This is a genomic window from Streptomyces sp. NBC_00536 (genome assembly GCF_036346295.1).
Taxonomy (GTDB): Bacteria; Actinomycetota; Actinomycetes; order Streptomycetales; family Streptomycetaceae; genus Streptomyces.
The window spans coordinates 7,238,356-7,256,626 of the sequence record NZ_CP107819.1; the positions used below are offsets into that span (position 1 = coordinate 7,238,356).

Below are 18,271 nucleotides of genomic sequence, written 5' to 3' on the forward strand. Positions count from 1 at the left end.
CGCCCCGGCTCCGGGCCCCGCCCCCGCTTCCGATCGCCCACCCGCCTTCGACTTCGACCCCACCCCCTCCGGTCGGCAGAGAGCAGAGCAGACCATGCAGCAGTTCGCCTTTCCCGCCACCTCGGCCCAGCGCCGGATCTGGCTGGTGGAGCGGCTGATCCCCGGCACCAGCGCCTACCACCTGCCGTTCGCCCTGCACCTGGACGGCCCGCTCGACACCGCCGCCCTGGAGGGCGCGCTGACCGAGCTGGTCCACCGGCACGAATCGCTGCGCACCTGTTTCGAGCAGGCCGACGGCGAACTGGTCCAACTGGTCTCCGAGCAGCCGTCGTTCGCACTGGAGATCCGCGAGGCGCACGAGGCCGCCGACGCCGAGCTGGAGGCGGTCCTGGCCGCCGACGCCGCCCGCCCCTTCGACCTCGCCCGCGGCCCGCTGCTGCGCGCCGTACTGCACCGGCGGGCCCCGCACCGCCACGTGCTGGCGATCACCGTGCACCACCTGGTGGCCGACATGTGGTCGATCGGCATCCTGCTCGCCGAACTGGGCCGGTGCTATGCCGGACGCTCCGCCGAACTGCCCGAACTTCCGCTCCAGTACGGAGACTTCGCGGTATGGGAGAACGAGTCCCGCACCGCCGGAGACGAGCAGCCGAGCCACGCGTACTGGCGCCGCGCGCTCGCCGGTGCTCCCGAGCTGCTGGAGCTGGCCTGCGACCGGCCGCGGCCGGCGGTCCAGTCGCTGCGCGGAGCCGCGCTGACCGTGGAACTCCCCGTCGAACTGACGTCAGGCATAAGGGCGTTGTGCCGCCGGGCCGGGGTCACCCCGTTCATGGCGCTGCTGGCCGCCTTCCAGGCCGTACTGGCCCGGCACAGCGGCAGCGAGGACATCGTGGTCGGCACCGGCGCGGCGGTGCGCCCGGCCGAGGCCGAAGGGCTGATCGGCTGCTTCATCAACATCCTGCCGGTGCGCACCTCGCACGCCGGTGACCCGACTTTCGACGAGCTGCTCGGCCGGGTCCGCTCGGCCGCCCTCGCGGCCTTCGAGCACCAGGACCTGCCGTTCGAGCGGATGCTCCCGGAGCGGGCGGCGGGCCCCGCCCTCAGCCACAACCCGCTGGTCCAGTCGCTGCTGCTGGTGCAGAACGCGCCGCTGGCGCCGCCCGAACTGCCCGGCCTGGCCGTGACCGTACGGGAAGTGCCGCGCGGCGGCGCGCAGATCGACCTCAACCTCCAGATCCGCGAGGTGGGGGGCGCGTACACCGGCACGATCGAATACGCGAGCGACCTCTTCGACGCGGCCACCGTCGAGCGGCTGCTCGGCCACTGGCGCACCCTGCTGGCCGCCGCCGTCGCAGCCCCCGCCACCCGGCTCTCCGCCCTGCCGATGCTCACCGCGGCCGAGCGGCACAGCGCCCTGGTGGAGTGGAACGACACCGCACACACCTACCCCCAGGCCGACTCCTGCCTGCACGAACTCTTCGAGCGGCAGCTCGCCTCGGGCCCGGAGGAACCGGCCGTCGTCGGCCCCGCGGGCGAACTGAGCTACGCGGAACTCGACGCGCTCGCCGAGCGGATCGCCGGACGCCTGACCGGGCTGGGCGTCGGACCGGACACCACCGTCGGCCTCTGCCTGACCAAGGGCCCGGCCCTGGTGGCCGCCGTCCTCGGTGTCCTGAAGGCGGGCGGCGCCTACCTGCCGCTCGACCCCGCCTACCCCGCGCAGCGCCTCGCCTTCATGCTCCAGGACGCGGCGCCGCCGGTGGTCCTCACCGAACGGGCCCTGGCCGGACTGCTCCCGGCCGTCGGGGCCGAGGTGCTGGAGGTGGAGGACGCCGGACAGTGGCCCGCCACCCGGCGGCGCCCGGCCGCCGGACCCGGCCCGGACCACCTGGCGTACGTCATCTACACCTCGGGCTCCACCGGCACGCCCAAGGGGATCGCCGTACCCCACCGGGGCGTCGTCAACAACCTGCTCGACCTCAACCACACCTACGGCATCGGGCCCGGCGACCGCGTGCTCGGCCTGTCGTCCCCCAGCTTCGACATGTTCGTCTACGAGACCCTCGGCATCCTCGCGGCGGGCGGCGCCGTGGTCATGCCGCACCCCGACCGGGCCCGCGACCCGCACCACTGGGTGGACCTCGTGCGCCGCCACAAGGTGACCGTGTGGAACTCGGCCCCGGCCCTGGCGGACGCCTTCGTCCGGGCGGGGGAGGAGCGGGGCGTGCGGCTGCCCCGGCTCAAGGCGGCCTTCTTCGGCGGGGACTGGATCCCGGTCACCCTGCCCGGGCGCTTCCGCCGCCTCGCACCGGACATGGCCTTCATCGCGCTCGGCGGCGCCACCGAGGCGTCCATCCACTCGATCACCCACCCGGTCGGCGAAACCGACCCGGCCTGGACGAGCATTCCGTACGGCCGCCCCATGGTGAACCAGCAGGCCGTGATCCTCACCCCCGCCCTGGAACCGGCCCCGGTCGGCGTCCCCGGCGAACTCTGCCTGGCCGGAACCGGGTTGACCCGCGGCTACCTGCGCCGCCCGGGCCTGACCGCGGACCGCTACCGCCCGCACCCCGGCGCCGGCACCGGCCCGGTACCGGCCGGGGCGCGCATGTACCGCACCGGCGACCTGGCCCGCACCCGCGCCGACGGCGTCATCGAACTCATCGGACGCCTCGACCACCAGGTCAAACTGCGCGGCCTGCGCATCGAACTGGACGAGATCGAAGCCGTGTTGCGCCGCCAGGCGGGCATCGAACGGGCCGTGGTCACCGCCCGCGGCAGCGGCGACGACCGGCGCCTGATCGGCTACCTGGTGCCGGACGGAGCCCCCGAGGCCGTCCCCTCCGTCGCCGAACTGCGCACCCTGCTCAAGGCGGAGCTGCCCGAGTACATGGTCCCGGCGGCCTTCGTGACGCTGGACGCGCTGCCGCTCTCGCCCAACGGCAAGGTGGACCGCGCCGCGCTGCCGGAGCCCGACGGCCGGGCCGACCACGGCGCCGCCGCCTACGTGGCCCCCCGCGACGAGACCGAACTGGTCCTCGCCGCCCTCTGGGCCGAACTCCTGGACACCGACCGGGTCGGCGCCGAGGACGACTTCTTCGCACTCGGCGGGCACTCGCTGCTCGCCACCCGGCTCGCCTCGGCGCTGCTGGAGACCTTCGGCGTCGAACTGCCGCTGCGCGAGCTGTTCGAGGCACCCACCCTCGCCGAACAGGCGGTGCGCCTCACCGCCCGGGGCCGCGAGAGCGGCACCGACGTGGCGGCCGTGGCCCACGTCGTGGCCGGACTGCTGGAGATGACCGACGAGGAGGCCCACGGGCTGCTCGCCGAACACGAGGAGAGCAACGCATGAGCACCACCACCGCCGCCGCCACGACCACGGAAGCGGTCACGGGAACGGTCACCGGCACGGCTACCGGCACCGGTGTCCTCGCCGAGTACGCGAGCCTCGGCGCGCACCGCCTCGCCGCCGCCGACCCGCACCTCAGCGGCCTGCTGGAGCGCGAACACGCCCGGCAGAACGAGACCCTGGCCATGGTGGCCGCCTCCAGCAGCGCCGACCCCTCGGTCCTGGCCTGCGCCGGAGCGAGCATCTCCAACGTCACCACCGAGGGCTACCCCGGCGCCCGCTACCACGCGGGCTGCGAACTGGTCGACGAGGTCGAACGCCTCGCGGTGGACCGGGCCCGGTCACTGTTCGGCGCCCGGTACGCCAACGTACAGCCGCACTCGGGCAGCACCGCCAACCAGATCGTGCTGTGCACCCTGATGGAGCCGGGCGACACCCTGCTCGGCATGGAGCTGAGCGCGGGCGGGCACCTCACCCACGGCTCCCCGGCCTCGGTGTCGGGCCGCTTCTTCCACGCGGTCGGCTACGGCACCGACGCCGACGGCATGCTCGACTACGATCAGGTCGCCGAACTGGCCCGCACCCACCGGCCCAAGGTGATCGTCTGCGGCGCCAGCGCCTACCCGCGCACCGTGGACTTCGCCCGGTTCCGGCGGATCGCCGACGAGGTCGGCGCCTTCCTGCTCGCCGACATCTCCCACATCGCGGGCCTGGTCGCGGCCGGACTGCACCCCAGCCCGGTGGACCACGCCCACGCCACCACCACCAGCACCTACAAGCAGCTCTACGGGCCGCGCGGCGGCCTGATCCTGCTCGGCCGGGACGCCGACATGCCGCTGCCCGGCACCCGCCGCACCCTGGCCCAGGCCATCGCACACGGCACCTTCCCCTTCCTCCAGGGCACCCCCGACCTGGGCTCGGTCGCGGCCAAGGCGCGCGCCTTCGACATCGCCGCCCAGCCGGAGTTCCGCGACCTCGCCGAGCGCGTGGTGCTCGACGCCCGGGAACTCGCCGACGCCTTCACCGGCCTCGGCCACACCCTGGTCACCGGCGGCACCGACAACCACATGGTGCTGCTCGACCTCGGCCCCAGCGGTCTGACCGGCGCGATGGCCGAGACCGCGCTGGCCGACTGCGGGATCGTCGTCAACCGCAACCGGATCCCCGGCGACCCGCACGGCCCCCGGGTCACCAGCGGCATCCGCTTCGGCACCAACACGCTCGCGCTGCGCGCCATGGGCCCGGCCGAGATGCGCCGCTGCGCCGCACTGATCGACCGGGTGCTCACCGCCGTGGTGGCCCTGGGCGAGCGCGAGTTCACCCTCGATCCCGCCGTCCGCGCCGAGGTGCGCGGCGAAGTGACCCGGCTCTGCCGGGAGTTCCCGCTCCCACACCACCTGCCGGCCTGACCCACTCCACGCCACCGACGCCCCGGGACCACCCAATGAGCCAGTCACCCCAGCGCACCGCGCTCTCCTCCGACAAGCGCCGCCTGCTCGCCAAGCTGCTCCAGCAGCAGGGCCTCGCCCGCACCGCCCCCGCCGACCTGATCGCCCGCCGCCCCGAAGGGGCCGCGCTGCCGCTGTCCTTCGCCCAGCAGCGCCTCTGGTTCGTCGAGCAGTTCGCCGGTCCGAGCCCGCTCTACAGCATCGCCTGCACCGTCCGGCTGACCGGACGCCTGGACACCGCCGCGCTCGCCGGGGCCCTGGGCCGGGTGGTGGCGCGGCACGAGGCGCTGCGCACCACCTTCCGCGTCGAGGACGGCCGCCCCGAGCAGGTCGTCCACGCCCCGGCCGGGGTCGTACTGCCGCTCACCGACCTCTCAGGCCTGGCCGACGACGCCCGGGAGGCCGCGCTCGCCGAGCTGACCGAACAGGAGAGCCGCCGCCCCTTCGACCTGGGCGCCGGACCGCTGCTGCGCGCCGGGCTGGTCAAGACGGCCGACGAGGAGCACCTGCTGCTGCTCACCATCCACCACATCGTGGCGGACGGCTGGTCCCTGGACATCCTGGTGCGCGAACTGGCCCACCACTACCGGCCCGACGCGGCCGGACCGCCCGAGCTGCCCGAACTCCCGGTGCAGTACGCCGACTTCGCGCTCTGGCAGCACGAGAAGGTCTCCGGCGACGTGCTGGACGGCCAGCTGGCGCACTGGCGCGAACGGCTGGCGGGCGCCCCGAGCACCGTGGACCTGCCCACCGACCGGCCGCGCACCGCCCGGCAGAGCTTCGCCGGCGCCAGCTTCCCGTGGCGCCTCGACGGCGACCTGGCCGCCCGGCTCACCGCCCTGGCCCGCGCCCACGACGCCACCCTGTACATGGCCCTCCTCGCCGGTTTCACGGCCGTGGCGCACCGCTGGAGCGGACAGGAGGATCTGGTCGTCGGCTCGCCGGTGGCCAACCGAAACCACCCGCAGACCGAGGGCCTGATCGGCTTCTTCGTCAACATGCTGCCGCTGCGCGCCGACCTCTCCGGCAACCCGACCTTCCGCGAACTGATGGGCCGCATCAGGGAGTCCGCGCTCTCCGCGTACGCCCACCAGGACGTGCCGTTCGAACGGATCGTCGAGGAGGTCCGCCCCGACCGAGACGCGGGCGGCCGCACCCCCTTCGCCAACCTGCTGCTGGTCCTCCAGAACACCCCCGAGTCCCGGATCGAGCTGCCCGGCCTGCGGATGGACGTGGCCGCGGTGGACACCGGCACCGCCAAGTTCGACCTGCACCTCCAGGTCACCGAGACCCCCCAGGGCCTGACCGGCCTCGCCGACTACAGCACCGAGCTGTACGAGGAGCACACCGTACGCCGGTTCATCGACCAGTGGCTGCGCCTGCTGGACGCGGCGGTCACCGACCCGGACACCCGGCTGGCCGACCTGCCGCTGCTGACCGGCGCCGAGCGCCGCGCGGAACTGGCCGCGGGCGCCGCCCGGCACACCGTCGCGGCGGGCACGCCCAGCCTGCCCGCGGCCTTCGCCGAACAGGTCCGGCTGCGGCCCGACGCGATCGCGGTGGGCTGCGGCCCGGAGCGGCTCACCTACGCCGAGCTGGACCGGCGCTCCGACGCCCTGGCCCACCGGCTGCGCGCGCTGGGGGTGGGCCCGGAGAGCCGCGTGGCGATCTGCGTCGAACCCTCGGTACGTCTGGTCACCGGGATCCTCGGCATCCTCAAGAGCGGCGGGGCCTACGTCCCGCTCGACCCGCGCCACCCGGCCGAGCGCCTCGCCTTCACCCTCGCCGACTCCGGCGCCGTGGCGCTGGTCGCCGACCCCGAACACGCCGGGCTCGCCGACGGGATCACGGCCCTGGACGTCGACCAGCCGCTGACGGACCAGCCACTGACCGGTGGACCGCTGGAACCCGCCCCGCTGGGTCCGGACCACCTCGCGTACGTGATCTACACCTCGGGCACCACCGGCCGCCCCAAGGGCGCGCTGCTCACCCACGGCAATGTGCTGCGGCTGTTCGAGGCGGCCGCCGCGGACGTGTCCTACGGCCCGGACGACGTCTGGTCGCTCTACCACTCCGCCGCCTTCGACTTCTCCGTCTGGGAGATCTGGGGCGCGCTGCTGCACGGCGGCCGGATCGCCGTGGTGCCGCAGGAGGCCCGGCGCACCCCCGCCGCCTGCCACGCGCTGGTCCGCGCCGAGGGCGTCACCGTGCTCAGCCAGACGCCCACCGCGTTCCGCCAGTTCGCCGACGCCGACGCGGCGGCCGATGTGCCGGGCGCCCGGCCGCTCGCCCTGCGGCACGTGGTGTTCGGCGGCGAGGCCCTGGAGCCGGGCACCCTGCGAGACTGGGCCGCCCGGCACCCCGACGGCCCGCGCCTGGTCAACATGTACGGCATCACCGAGACCACCGTGCACGTCACCGCGCACACCCTCGGCCCGGCTGACCTCACGGCCTCCGGCAGCGTCATCGGCCGCCCCCTCGCCGACCTGGCGGTGCACCTGCTGGACCGGCGCGGCGAGCCCGTCCCGCCCGGCGTCCCCGGCGAACTGTGCGTGGCGGGCGACGGCCTGGCCCGTGGCTACCTGGGCCGCCCCGGCCTGACCGCCGAGCGCTTCGTCCCCTCCCCGCTCGGCGACGGCGCGCGGCTGTACCGCAGCGGCGACCTGGCCCGCCGGCTGCCCGACGGCACGCTGGAGTACCTGGGCCGCATCGACCAGCAGGTCAAGGTCCGCGGACACCGGGTCGAAATCGGCGAGATCGAGGCGGAGCTGGGCGCCCATCCGGGCGTGCGCCACGCGGCCGTGCTGCCCCTCGAGACCCCGGACGGCGGCACCGGCCTGGTCGCCTACCTGGTCCCCGGCGAGGAGACCGTCCCGGCTCCGCCGTCGGACCAGGGGCCGGCCCGTACGGCCGACGCCGACGCCGAGCAGGTGGACCGCTGGCGCACCGTCTTCGACACCGCCTACGACCAGTACGAGCAGGTCGGCGGGGACGACCCCACCTTCAACATCCGTGGATGGAGCAGCAGTTACACCGGCGAGCCGATCCCGGCCGACGAGATGCGGCGCTGGGTCGAGGACACCGTCGGCCTGGTCCGCCGCACCGGCCCGCGCCGGATCCTGGAGATCGGCAGCGGCACCGGCCTGCTCCTCTTCCGGCTGGCCGGCGCGTGCGAGCAGTACACCGGCCTCGACCTGTCCGAGACCGCCGTCGCCCACGTCCGCCGCCACCTCCCGGAACGCTGGGAGCACGTACGGCTCCTGCGCCGGGCCGGGCACGAGGTGGACGACCTGGCGGGCGAGGAATTCGACACCGTGATCGTCAACTCGGTGGCGCAGTACCTGCCGAGCGCCGCCTACCTCGTCGAGGTGCTCACCAAGGCCGCCGCCGTACTCGCCCCGGGCGGCCGCATCGTGGTCGGCGACGTGCGCCACCTGGCCCTGCTGGAAGCCTTCCAGGTCTCGGTGCTCCGGCCGGGCCTGCCCGCCGGAGCGGGGGACGTCGAACTGGCCCGCCAAGTCCGCCTCGCCGTCCGCCAGGAGGACGAACTCCTGCTGGACCCGCGCTTCTTCGAGGCACTGCGCCGGGAGATCCCGCGGATCGGCCGCGTCGAGGTGCGGCTCAAGCCCGGCCGCGACACCAACGAGATGACCCGCTACCGCTACGACGCGGTGCTGCACCTGGACACCGCGCCCGCCCCCGCCGCCCCGGTCCGCACCCTGGCGTGGACCGGCGGTGACCTCCGGAGCCTGCTGGAGCAGGGCCTGCCCGACGGCTCCCCGCTGGTGGTCACCGGCATCCCCAACGCCCGGGTGTACGCCGACGCCCGCACCGCCGCCCGGCTCGCCGCCTCCGAGGCCCCCGCCATCGAGGACGTCACCGCCCTCGACCCGGAGGAACTGCGCGAGCTGGCCGCCGAGTTCGGCCTCACCGTGGAGCTGAGCTGGGCGGACGGCGATCCGCTCGGCCGCTTCGACGCCGCCTTCCGGCCCGCCGGAACCGACCCGCTGACGGCGCTGCCGCCCGCCGGGGACGACGCGGGCCTGCCCTGGCCGCACTGGGCCAACGACCCGCACCGCGGCCGCGCCGCCCGCGGCCTCGTCCCCCGGCTCCGCACCCACCTGCGGGAACGGCTGCCGGAGTACATGGTCCCGGAGGCCTTCGTCACGCTGGACGCGCTCCCGCTGACCGCCAACGGCAAGCTCGACCGGGCCGCCCTGCCCGCGCCGGACTGGTCCACCGGCTCCACCGCCCTGCTCGCCCCGCGCGACGAGACCGAGCGGGCCCTCGCCGAGATCTGGAGCACCGTCCTCGGCGTCGCGCGGATCGGCCTCGCCGACGACTTCTTCGACCTCGGCGGCCACTCGCTGCTCGCCGTCCAGGTCACCGCCGCCGTCCGCGAAGCCCTGGGCCGCGAGCTGACCGTACGGGCGCTGTTCGAGGCACCGGTCCTGGGCGAGTACGCCGAGACCGTGCGCCGCGCCCCGGCCGCGGCGGCCCCGGACGCCCCCGCCGCACCGGTGCGGGAGTCCGTACCGGCCACGGACGCGGGATTCGACGACCTGTCGGCCGAGGACCTGGCCGCACTGATGGGCGGGGAGCTGTGAGCACCACCGCGACCCCGCCGGACACCACCGCCCCCACCCCCGCCCCCGTGAAGGAGCACCCCGTGGCCACCACCCCCCGCACCGCCGAGGTGCTGCCGCCCTCCGCCGCCCAGCGCAGGTTCTGGCTGGTCGACCGGCTGGAGGGCCCCAGCGGGGTCTACAACACCGCGGCCGCGCTGCGGCTGCGCGGACCGCTGGTCACCGAGCACCTGCAGCGCGCGTTCCAGCTGCTGGTCGACCGGCACGAGGCCCTGCGCACCGTGTTCCCGGCCCGCGACGGCTCCCCGGTCCAGCTGGTGCTGCCGCGCCGCGCCTTCGAGCTGGGCCTGACCGAGGCCGGCGGAGCCACCGACACCGAGCTGCGCGGCCTGGCCGGGCGGCTCGCCGAGGAGCCCTTCGACCTGACCAAGGGACCGCTGCTGCGGGCCGAGCTGATCGCGCTCGGGCCGCGCGATCACCTGCTCGTCGTCGTGCTGCACCACATCGTGGTGGACCGCTGGTCCTTCGGCCTGATGATGTCCGAACTCTCCGAGTGCCACGCCGCCCTGGCCGAAGGGCGGCCGGTCCGGCTGCCCGAACTGCCCGTGCGCTACGCCGACCACGTGGCCGGCCGCCAGGCCCTGCTGGACGGCGGCCTCGGCGACCGGCTGCTCGCCTACTGGCGCGGTCAACTGGCCGGTGCCCCCGAGGCGTTGGAACTGCCCACCGACCGGCCGCGGCCCCCGGTGCGCAGCTTCCGCGGCGCGAGCGTGCCCGTACGGCTCGACGCGGCGGCCTCGCAGGCCGTGCGCGACCTGTGCAAGAGCGCGGGCGCCACCCCCTTCATGGTGCTGCTGGCCGCCTTCCAGGCGGTCCTGGGCCGCCACGCGGGCACCACGGACGTCGTGGTGGCGACCGGCCCCGCCACCCGCGCCCCGGGCACGGAACGGCTCGTCGGCTCGCTGGTCAACACCGTGCTGCTGCGCACCTCGCTGGCCGGTGACCCCACCTTCGCCCAGCTCGTCGAGCGGGTCCGCGGCAGCGCGCTGGACGCCTTCGACCACCAGGAACTGCCCTTCGACCGGCTGGTCGAGGAGCTGGCGCCCAGCCGCGACCTGTCGCGCAACCCCCTCGCACAAGTCGGCTTCGTCCTCCAGAACGCCCCCGCCACCACGCCCGCGCTCACCGGCCTGGACGTCGAGCCGGTGCCCGTCGACCGCGACAGCGCACACATGGACCTCGACCTCCAACTGACCGAAGAGGACGGCTGCTTCACCGGGTTCGCGGAATTCGCCCTCGACCTCTTCGACGCCCCGACGGTGGCCCGGCTGCTCGGCCACTGGACCACCCTGCTGAGCGCCGCCGTCCACGCCCCCGAGACCCGGCTCTCCGGCCTTCCGATGCTGACCGGGGCCGAGCTGGACCGGGAGCTGCACGGCTGGAACGACACCGACGGGGAGTTCCCCGCCGGACTGCGGGTGGACCAGCTGTTCGCCCGCCAGGCGGCCCGCACCCCCGGCGCGGACGCTGTGACCGACGCGGCCGGAACCCTGGACTACCGGACCCTGGACGCCTGGGCCGCCCGGATCGCGCACCGGCTGCGCCGGGCCGGTGTCGGGCCGGACACACCGGTGGCGCTCTGCCTGGAGCGCGGGGCCGGACTCAGCGCCGCCATGCTGGGCACGCTGCGCGCGGGCGGCGCCTTCCTCGGGCTGGACCCCTCCTACCCCGCCGACCGGCTGGCCTACATGCTGGCCGACGCGGCCCCGGCCGTCGTGCTGGCCAACCGGTCCACCGCGGCCGCGCTCCCGCCCGGCACCGAGGTGCTGCTGCTGGAGGAGATCCCCGCCGACGGGCCCGAGTTCGGCCGTACCGACGACGGACTCGCCCACGAGGAAGGGCAGTCGACGACCGCGGGCGAGGCCAGCCTCGCCTACCTCGTGTACACCTCCGGCTCCACCGGACGCCCCAAGGGCGTCGCCGTCACGCACCGCGCCATCGTCAACACCTTCGCCGGACTGTCCCGTTCGCACGGATTCGGCCCCGGCGACCGGATGATCGCGCTGCACTCGCCGAGTTTCGACCCGGCCGTGCACGACTGCCTGGCCCCGCTGGTGGCCGGAGCCACCGTCGTCTACCCCGCGCAGGACACCGCACGCGACCCGCGGCACTGGGCCGAGCTGGTCGCCCGGCACCGGGTCACCGTGTGGTCGATGGGTCCCGCCGGCACCGAGGCGATGGTCGCCGCCGCCGAGGAACACGGCCTGGCCCTCGACAGTCTGCGCACCGCGATGATCGGCGGCGACGTCCTGCCGCCCGCGCTGCCGCCGCGGCTGCGCGCCGCCGCCCCCGGCTGCCGGGTCGTCAACTCGGCCGGTGTGGCCGAAGCCGCCTTCTGCAACAACGAGTACCTGGTCCCCGAGGACGCCGGGCCCGGCCCCGTGCACTACGGCCGCCCGCTGCTCAACCAGCGGCTGCTGGTCCTCGACGCGACGCTGCGCGCGGTACCGGCGGGGGTCCCCGGCGAACTGTGCGTGGCGGGCGAGGGCCTGGCCCGCGGCTACCTGGGCCGCCCCGGCCTGACCGCCGAACGCTTCGTGCCGCACCCGTACGGCCGGGTGCCGGGCGAGCGCCTCTACCGCACCGGCGACCTCGCCCGCCGCCGGGCCGACGGCGAACTGGAGCTGCTCGGCCGGGCCGACAACCAGGTCAAGATCCGCGGCTTCCGGGTCGAGCCCGGCGAGGTGACCGGCGTCCTGCTCGGGCACCCGGGCGTCAGCGACGCGGTCGTGGTGGCCCGCGGGAGCGCCCCCGGCGAGCGCCGCCTGGCCGCCTACTGGGTGCCCGCGACCGGCCGGGACGGCGCCCCGGTCTCCGGCACCGGCCCCGTCTCCGGTCCCGAGCTGGCCGCCTGGCTGCGCGAGCGGCTCCCCGGCCACCTCGTCCCCGCTCTGTGGACCGAGCTGGCGGCCCTGCCCCTCTCACCCAACGGCAAGGTCGACCGGGCCGCACTGCCCGAACCGGCCGTGGCCGCCGGCACCGCGGACCGGATCGCCCCCCGCACCCCCGACGAAGCCGCCGTCGCCGCGATCTGGCAGCGCCTGCTGGAGCTGCCCGAGGTCGGCGTCCTCGACGACTTCTTCGCCCTGGGCGGCCACTCGCTGCTCGCCAACCGGCTGGTCAGCGCGCTGCGCACGGAATGCGGCGTGGAAGTGCGGCTGCGCGAGGTGTTCGCCGCCACCACGGTGGCCGCGCAGGCCGCCCTGCTCGGACGGCTGCGCTCCGCCGCGGGCCCGGCGCCCGCCGCCCCGCTGCCGCCGGTCACCCCCGCCGACCGCTCCCGCCCCCTGCCGCTCTCCTTCGCCCAGCAGCGGATGTGGCTCTTCGACCGCTTCGCCCCCGGCAACCCGGCCTACCACGTGCCCACAGCCGTCCGCATCGGCGGCGACCTCGACCCGGTCGCGCTGGCCGCCGCGCTGCGCGCGCTGATGGCCCGGCACGAGGTGCTGCGCACGGTCCTGCCGGAGACCGACGGCGCACCGGTCCAGCGCGTCCTGCCCGCCAGTGAGATCGGCGAGGCCCCGCTGACCGTCCACGACCTCGCCCCCGGCGAGCGGGCCGAGGAGCTGGCGGACGCCTTCGTCACCCGCCCCTTCGACCTGGCGGCCCAGGTGCCGCTGCGCGCCCTGCTGCTGCGCACCGCACCGGCCGAGCACCTCCTCGTCCTGGTCATCCACCACATCGCGCTCGACGGCTGGTCCATGGGCGTACTCGTCGAGGACCTGGCCGCGCTCTACGACGGCCACGACCTGCCCCCGCTGCCCGTGCAGTACGCCGACTACGCCCAGTGGCAGGCGGACAGGGCCGCCGAGGGCCGCTGGACCGGCCAGCTGGAGCACTGGCGCGAGCGGCTGACCGGACCCCTGCCCGTCCTGGAACTGCCCACCGACCGGTCCCGCCCTGCCACCCCGAGCCTGGCGGGCGAGGTCCACGAGTTCACCCTCTCCGCGGAGCTGACGCAGCGGCTGCGCGACCTCGGCGCCCGGCACGGCGCCACCCTGTTCATGGTGCTGCTCGCCGGATACCAGACCCTGCTGGGACGGCTCTCCGGCGCCGACGACGTGGTCGTCGGAACCCCCGTCGCGGGCCGCGGCCAGCGCGAACTCGACAGCCTGGTCGGCTGCTTCGTGAACACCCTCGCCCTGCGCGGCGACCTGTCCGGCGACCCCGCCTTCGCCGAGCTGCTGGAGCGCACCCGTGACCGCGCGCTCGCCGACTTCGACGGCCAGGACGTCCCCTTTGAGCAGGTGCTGGACGCCGTCGGAGCCGAGCGCGACCCCGCCCGGCACCCGGTCTTCCAGACCATGCTGACCCTGCAGAGCGCCCGCCCGCCCCGGGCCGGGTTCGCCGGGCTCGACGTCGAACCGGTGGACGCGCAGACCGGCTCCTGCCTGATGGACCTGATGTTCACCGCCGCCGAGCGGGACGGCCGCCTCGCCTTCACGGTGGAGTACGCGACGGACCTCTTCGACGCGGAGAGCGTCGTCCGCCTGGCACACCGCTTCGGCGTGCTCCTGGAAGCCGCCGCCGACGCGCCGGGCACCGCCCTCTCCCGGCTCCCGCTGCTCGACGCCGAGGAGCGCCGCACCGCGCTCACCGACTGGAACGCCACCGCCCGCCCCCTCCCGTCCGGCGGCCTGCACGACCTGGTGGCGGCGGCCGCGGCCCGCACCCCCGGCGCCCCGGCGCTGGAACACGAGGGCCGTACGACCAGCTACGCGGAGCTGGAGGCCGCCGCCGAGCGGTGCGCCGCCCGGCTGCGCGGCCTGGGGATCGGTGCGGCGAGCGTGGTCGCGGTGCACGCGGCCCCCACGCCCCTGCTGGTCACCGCCCTGCTCGGGGTGCTGAAGGCGGGCGCGGCGTTCACCACGCTCGACCCGGCGCTGCCCGAGGAGCGGCTCCGGCTGCTGCTGGAGCTGTCCGGCGCCCAACTGGTGCTCACCGACGGCAGCGCGCCCGGCCGGGTCCTGGACGGCACCTTGCCGATGGCCCCGATCGAGGCCCCCGACGAGGCGCCGGTCGAGGCGGTGCATCGGGAGGCGACCGAACCCGACGCGCTGGCCTGCGTCTTCTTCACCTCCGGCACCACCGGCGTGCCCAAGGGTTCGATGTTCACCCACCGGGGCCTGGTCAACTTCACCCTCGCGATGGCCGGGGAATTCCGCCTCGCCCCCGGCGACCGCTTCCTGCAACTCGCCTCCACCGGCTTCGACGTCCTGCTGGAGGAGCTGTTCCCGGCCCTCGCCGCCGGCGCCACCGTGGTGCTGCCCGGCGCCCGGCTGCTGGCCGACGGCACCGACCTCACCGGCTACCTCGCCGAGCACCGGATCACCGGCCTGGAACTGACCACCGCCTACTGGCACGACTGGACCGCCGAACTGGAGCGCACCGGCGCCGCGCTCCCCGCCGGCCTGCGGTTCGTCGCGATGGGCGGCGAGCGGGTGCGCCGCGACCGGCTGGCCGCCTGGCAGCGGTACGGAGTGCCGCTCGTACACGTCTACGGGCTGACCGAGGTCACCTGCACCTCGACCACCCGGCGCGTCGACGCCGGGCCGGTCGACGGCGACGGCCTGCCGATCGGCCGACCGCTGGCCAACACCACCGTCTACCTCCTGGACCCGGCCGGAGCGCCCGTACCGATCGGCTCCCCGGGCGAACTCCACCTGGGCGGCGCCGGTCTGGCCCGCGGCTACCTGGGCCGCCCCGGCCTGACCGCCGAACGCTTCGTCCCGGACCCCTTCGGCGCGCCCGGCGCCCGGCTGTACCGCACCGGCGACCTGGCCCGCCACCGCGCCGACGGCGAGGTCGAGTTCATCGGCCGCGCGGACCAGCAGGTGAAGATCCGCGGCCACCGGATCGAGCCCGGCGAGGTCGAGGCACGGCTCGCCGAACGCCCCGAGGTCGGCGCCGCCGCGGTGATCGTCCGCGAGGACGAGCCGGGGGAGAAGCGGCTGGTCGGCTATGTGGTCGCCGCCCCCGGGACGGAGCCGGACGTCTTCGAGCTGCGCGCCGCGCTGCGCGAGCGGCTGCCCGAGTACCTGGTGCCCGCCGCGCTCGTCCTGCTCCCCGCGCTGCCGCTCAACGGCAACGGCAAGCTCGACCGCGGCGCGCTGCCCCGGCCCGGCCGCGCCGAGCTGACCGGCGCCGCCGCGGTGGCCCCCCGTACCCCCGCCGAGGCGGAGATCGCGGAGCTGGCCGGGGACCTGCTGGGCCTGGCGGCCGTGGGCGTCCACGACAACCTCTTCGACCTGGGCCTGCACTCGCTGCTGGCCGCCCGCTTCGCCGCCCGGGTGCGCGAGACCTGCCGGGTCGAGGTGCCCCTGCGGGTGTTCTACGAGGCCCCCACCGTGGCCGAGCTGGCCCTGCGGGTGGTGCAGCTCCAGGCCGAGGAGACCGACCCGGACGAACTGGTGCGCCTCCTCGCCGAACTGGAAGCCGAGGCAGGCCTCGCCACCGCCTGAGCCCTGCCTGCCCGGTCTCCCCGCCCGGTCCTCCCGGACCGCTTCACCTTCTTAAGGAACCCCATGCCCATCGCCCCGGCCCTGCTGGAGGACTGGCTCCGCGAGCGGTACTTCACCACCACCTACGACATCAGCAGCAGCGGCGTCGAGAACTACACCGTCGACCAGGTCCTCGCACTGGCCGGCACCAGCGCCGCCTCGCTCGGCGACGTCATGTTCCGCGACAGCCACTCCCTGGGCGGCGAGCCGCTGCGCGCCGCGCTCGCCGAGAGGTACGGCACCGACCCCGGCTCGGTCATCGCCACCCAGGGCTCCAGCGAGGCGATCTACCTGGTCATGCACGCCCTGCTGAAGCCCGGCGACGAGGTCGTGGTGCAGGCCCCCGCCTACCACGCGCTGGTCGAGGTGGCCGCATCGCTGGGCTGCCGGATCGTGCCGTGGTCGATGCGCAGCGAACACGGCGTGGTCACCAACGAGGACGAACTGCTCGCGCTGATCGGCCCGGACACCGCCATGGTGGTGGTCAACTTCCCGCACAACCCGACCGGCGCCACCGTGACCGCGTACCAGCAGGACGCGATCATCGGCGCCTGCGCCCGTCACGGCACCTGGCTGGCCTGGGACAACGCCTTCCAGCACCTCGTCTACGACCGCGAGCCGCTGCCCGACCCGACCGTCCGCTACCCCCGGGCGATCTCCTTCGGCACCCTCTCCAAGGCGTACGGGCTGCCCGGCCTGCGGGTCGGCTGGGCGCTGGCGGCGCCCGAGGTGCTGGCCGGCTGCGTGCGCCGCCGCGACTACACCAGCCTCGCGCTGTCCCCGCTCGTCGAAGCGGTGGCCACGCACGCGGTGCGGCACGCCGACGAACTGCTGCGGCCCCGCCTCGCCCAGGCCACCGCCAACCGGGCCGTGCTGGCCGACTGGCTGGCCGCGCACCGCGACCGGGTGAGCGCCGACCTCCCGGCGGGCGGGGTCACCGCCTTCCCCGAATTGACCACGGTGGCGGACGTGACCGCGTTCGCCGACCGGCTCGACCGCGAACACGGCGTGCTGGTCGTACCGGGCGTCTGCTTCGGCTCCCCGCGGCACATCCGGCTCGGCTTCGGCGGCGCCGCCGACGAGCTGACCGCCGGGCTCGACCGGCTCGCCGCGCTGCTGCCCGAACCCCGCTGACCCGCTCCGCAGGCCCGTAGACCCGCTGACCTGCCGTCCCGCGGCCCCGCAGACCCGATGACCCGATGACCGAGGTGATCCACCCCATGCACGCCCTCACCCTTGACCCCGCCGACGCCGACACGATCGCCGTCCTCCTCGACGAACTGGCCGACCGCCACGACAGCGTCGAAGCCCAGGCCCTCCAGGACGAACTCACCCTCCAGTCCCACCGGTTGCCCCTCGCGCTGCGCCGCTTCCTGACCGACTTCCGGCTGCACGAACCGGCGGGAGCCTGCGTGGTCTCCGGCTACCGCGTCGACCAGGACCGCATCGGCGCCACCCCCGCGCACTGGCAGCAGCGCACCGGGGTCTCCCCGGCGCTGCGCGAGGAGATCTTCCTGCTGCTGTGCGGGGCGCTGCTCGGAGAGCCGGTCGCCTGGGCCACCCAGCAGGACGGCTACCTGGTGCACGACGTCCTGCCGGTCAAGGGCCACGAGGACGAGCAGATCGGAACCGGCAGCAACCAGACCATCTTCTGGCACGTCGAAGACGCCTTCCACCCCTACCGCGGTGACTACGTGGGCCTGCTCTGCCTGCGCAACCCGGACCGGGTGCCGACCACCTTCGTCGGCGTGCAGGACCTGGAGATCTCCGCCGCGGACCGGCGGGTGCTGGCCGAGCCCCGCTTCTACATGCTGCCCGACAACTCGCACCTCCAGATGCTCGACGCCGGTCCCGGCCGCCCCCTGGAGGGCGGGGCCCGGCTGCTGGACGCGGCGTACGAACGGCTGAAGCGGATGCGCGACGACGCGGCGCCCGTACCGGTGCTGTTCGGCTCCGAGATCGACCCGTACCTGTGCCTGGACCCGTACTTCATGGACCTGGACCGGCTGGACCCCGAGGCCCGCGCCGCCCTCCAGCGGCTCTCGGACGAGATCGACCGCCGCCTCGGCGGCGCCGCACTGGACACCGGCGAGATCGTCTTCGTCGACAACTACCGCGCGGTACACGGCCGCAGCTCCTTCGCGGCGCGCTTCGACGGCACCGACCGCTGGCTCAAGCGGGTCAACATCGCCCGCGACCTGCGCAAGTCCCGGGATGCCCGGGCCACCGCGGCCTCCCGCGTCCTGTTCTGACCGGGGACCCGTCGGCCCGTCCACCGCCGACCTTCGGCTTTGCCTTCCACCACGGCCCCCGCAGGGGCCCGCCCGA

The 18,271-nt window shown here is 75.1% G+C and carries 6 protein-coding genes; all 6 read left to right on the plus strand.

Translation table 11 applies throughout. From position 1 onward, the window contains the following. Positions 1-94 precede the first annotated feature (94 nt). The 6 genes from OHS33_RS30945 to gntD all read left to right on the plus strand — a co-directional run bounded on the left by OHS33_RS30945 (position 95) and on the right by gntD (position 18,195). Positions 95-3,352 carry a non-ribosomal peptide synthetase gene (locus OHS33_RS30945; RefSeq protein WP_330333704.1) on the plus strand — a complete coding sequence of 1,086 codons (3,258 nt, stop codon included), beginning with the start codon at positions 95-97 and terminating at the stop codon, positions 3,350-3,352. After that, positions 3,349-4,758 (plus strand): serine hydroxymethyltransferase, encoded by a 1,410-nt coding sequence (gene glyA / locus OHS33_RS30950; protein ID WP_330333705.1) that lies wholly within the window; start codon positions 3,349-3,351, stop codon positions 4,756-4,758. The genes OHS33_RS30945 and glyA overlap by 4 nt, the downstream gene beginning before the upstream one ends. Before the next feature lie 35 nt (positions 4,759-4,793). Beyond that, entirely contained in the window at positions 4,794-9,404 is a 4,611-nt protein-coding gene (locus OHS33_RS30955; RefSeq protein ID WP_330333706.1) for a non-ribosomal peptide synthetase, read from the plus strand. Beyond that, positions 9,401-15,904, plus strand: coding sequence for an amino acid adenylation domain-containing protein (locus OHS33_RS30960; protein WP_330333707.1), 6,504 nt, complete (start codon positions 9,401-9,403; stop codon positions 15,902-15,904). Before OHS33_RS30955 ends, OHS33_RS30960 begins: the two co-directional genes overlap by 4 nt. Positions 15,905-15,967: 63 nt before the next feature. Beyond that, positions 15,968-17,077 (plus strand): capreomycidine synthase, encoded by a 1,110-nt coding sequence (gene vioD, locus OHS33_RS30965; protein ID WP_330333708.1) that lies wholly within the window; start codon positions 15,968-15,970, stop codon positions 17,075-17,077. 65 nt (positions 17,078-17,142) lie between these two features. Next, complete coding sequence (gntD, locus tag OHS33_RS30970; RefSeq protein WP_330333709.1) at positions 17,143-18,195, plus strand: guanitoxin biosynthesis L-enduracididine beta-hydroxylase GntD; 1,053 nt, start codon at positions 17,143-17,145, stop codon at positions 18,193-18,195. Positions 18,196-18,271 lie beyond the last annotated feature (76 nt).

Coding starts and splice junctions, on each gene's coding strand:
- OHS33_RS30945 (WP_330333704.1), top strand. CDS start 95: ATGCAGCAGTTCGCCTTTCCCGCCACCTCGGCCCAGCGCCGGATCTGG.
- glyA (WP_330333705.1), top strand. CDS start 3,349: ATGAGCACCACCACCGCCGCCGCCACGACCACGGAAGCGGTCACGGGA.
- OHS33_RS30955 (WP_330333706.1), top strand. CDS start 4,794: ATGAGCCAGTCACCCCAGCGCACCGCGCTCTCCTCCGACAAGCGCCGC.
- vioD (WP_330333708.1), top strand. CDS start 15,968: ATGCCCATCGCCCCGGCCCTGCTGGAGGACTGGCTCCGCGAGCGGTAC.
- gntD (WP_330333709.1), top strand. CDS start 17,143: ATGACCGAGGTGATCCACCCCATGCACGCCCTCACCCTTGACCCCGCC.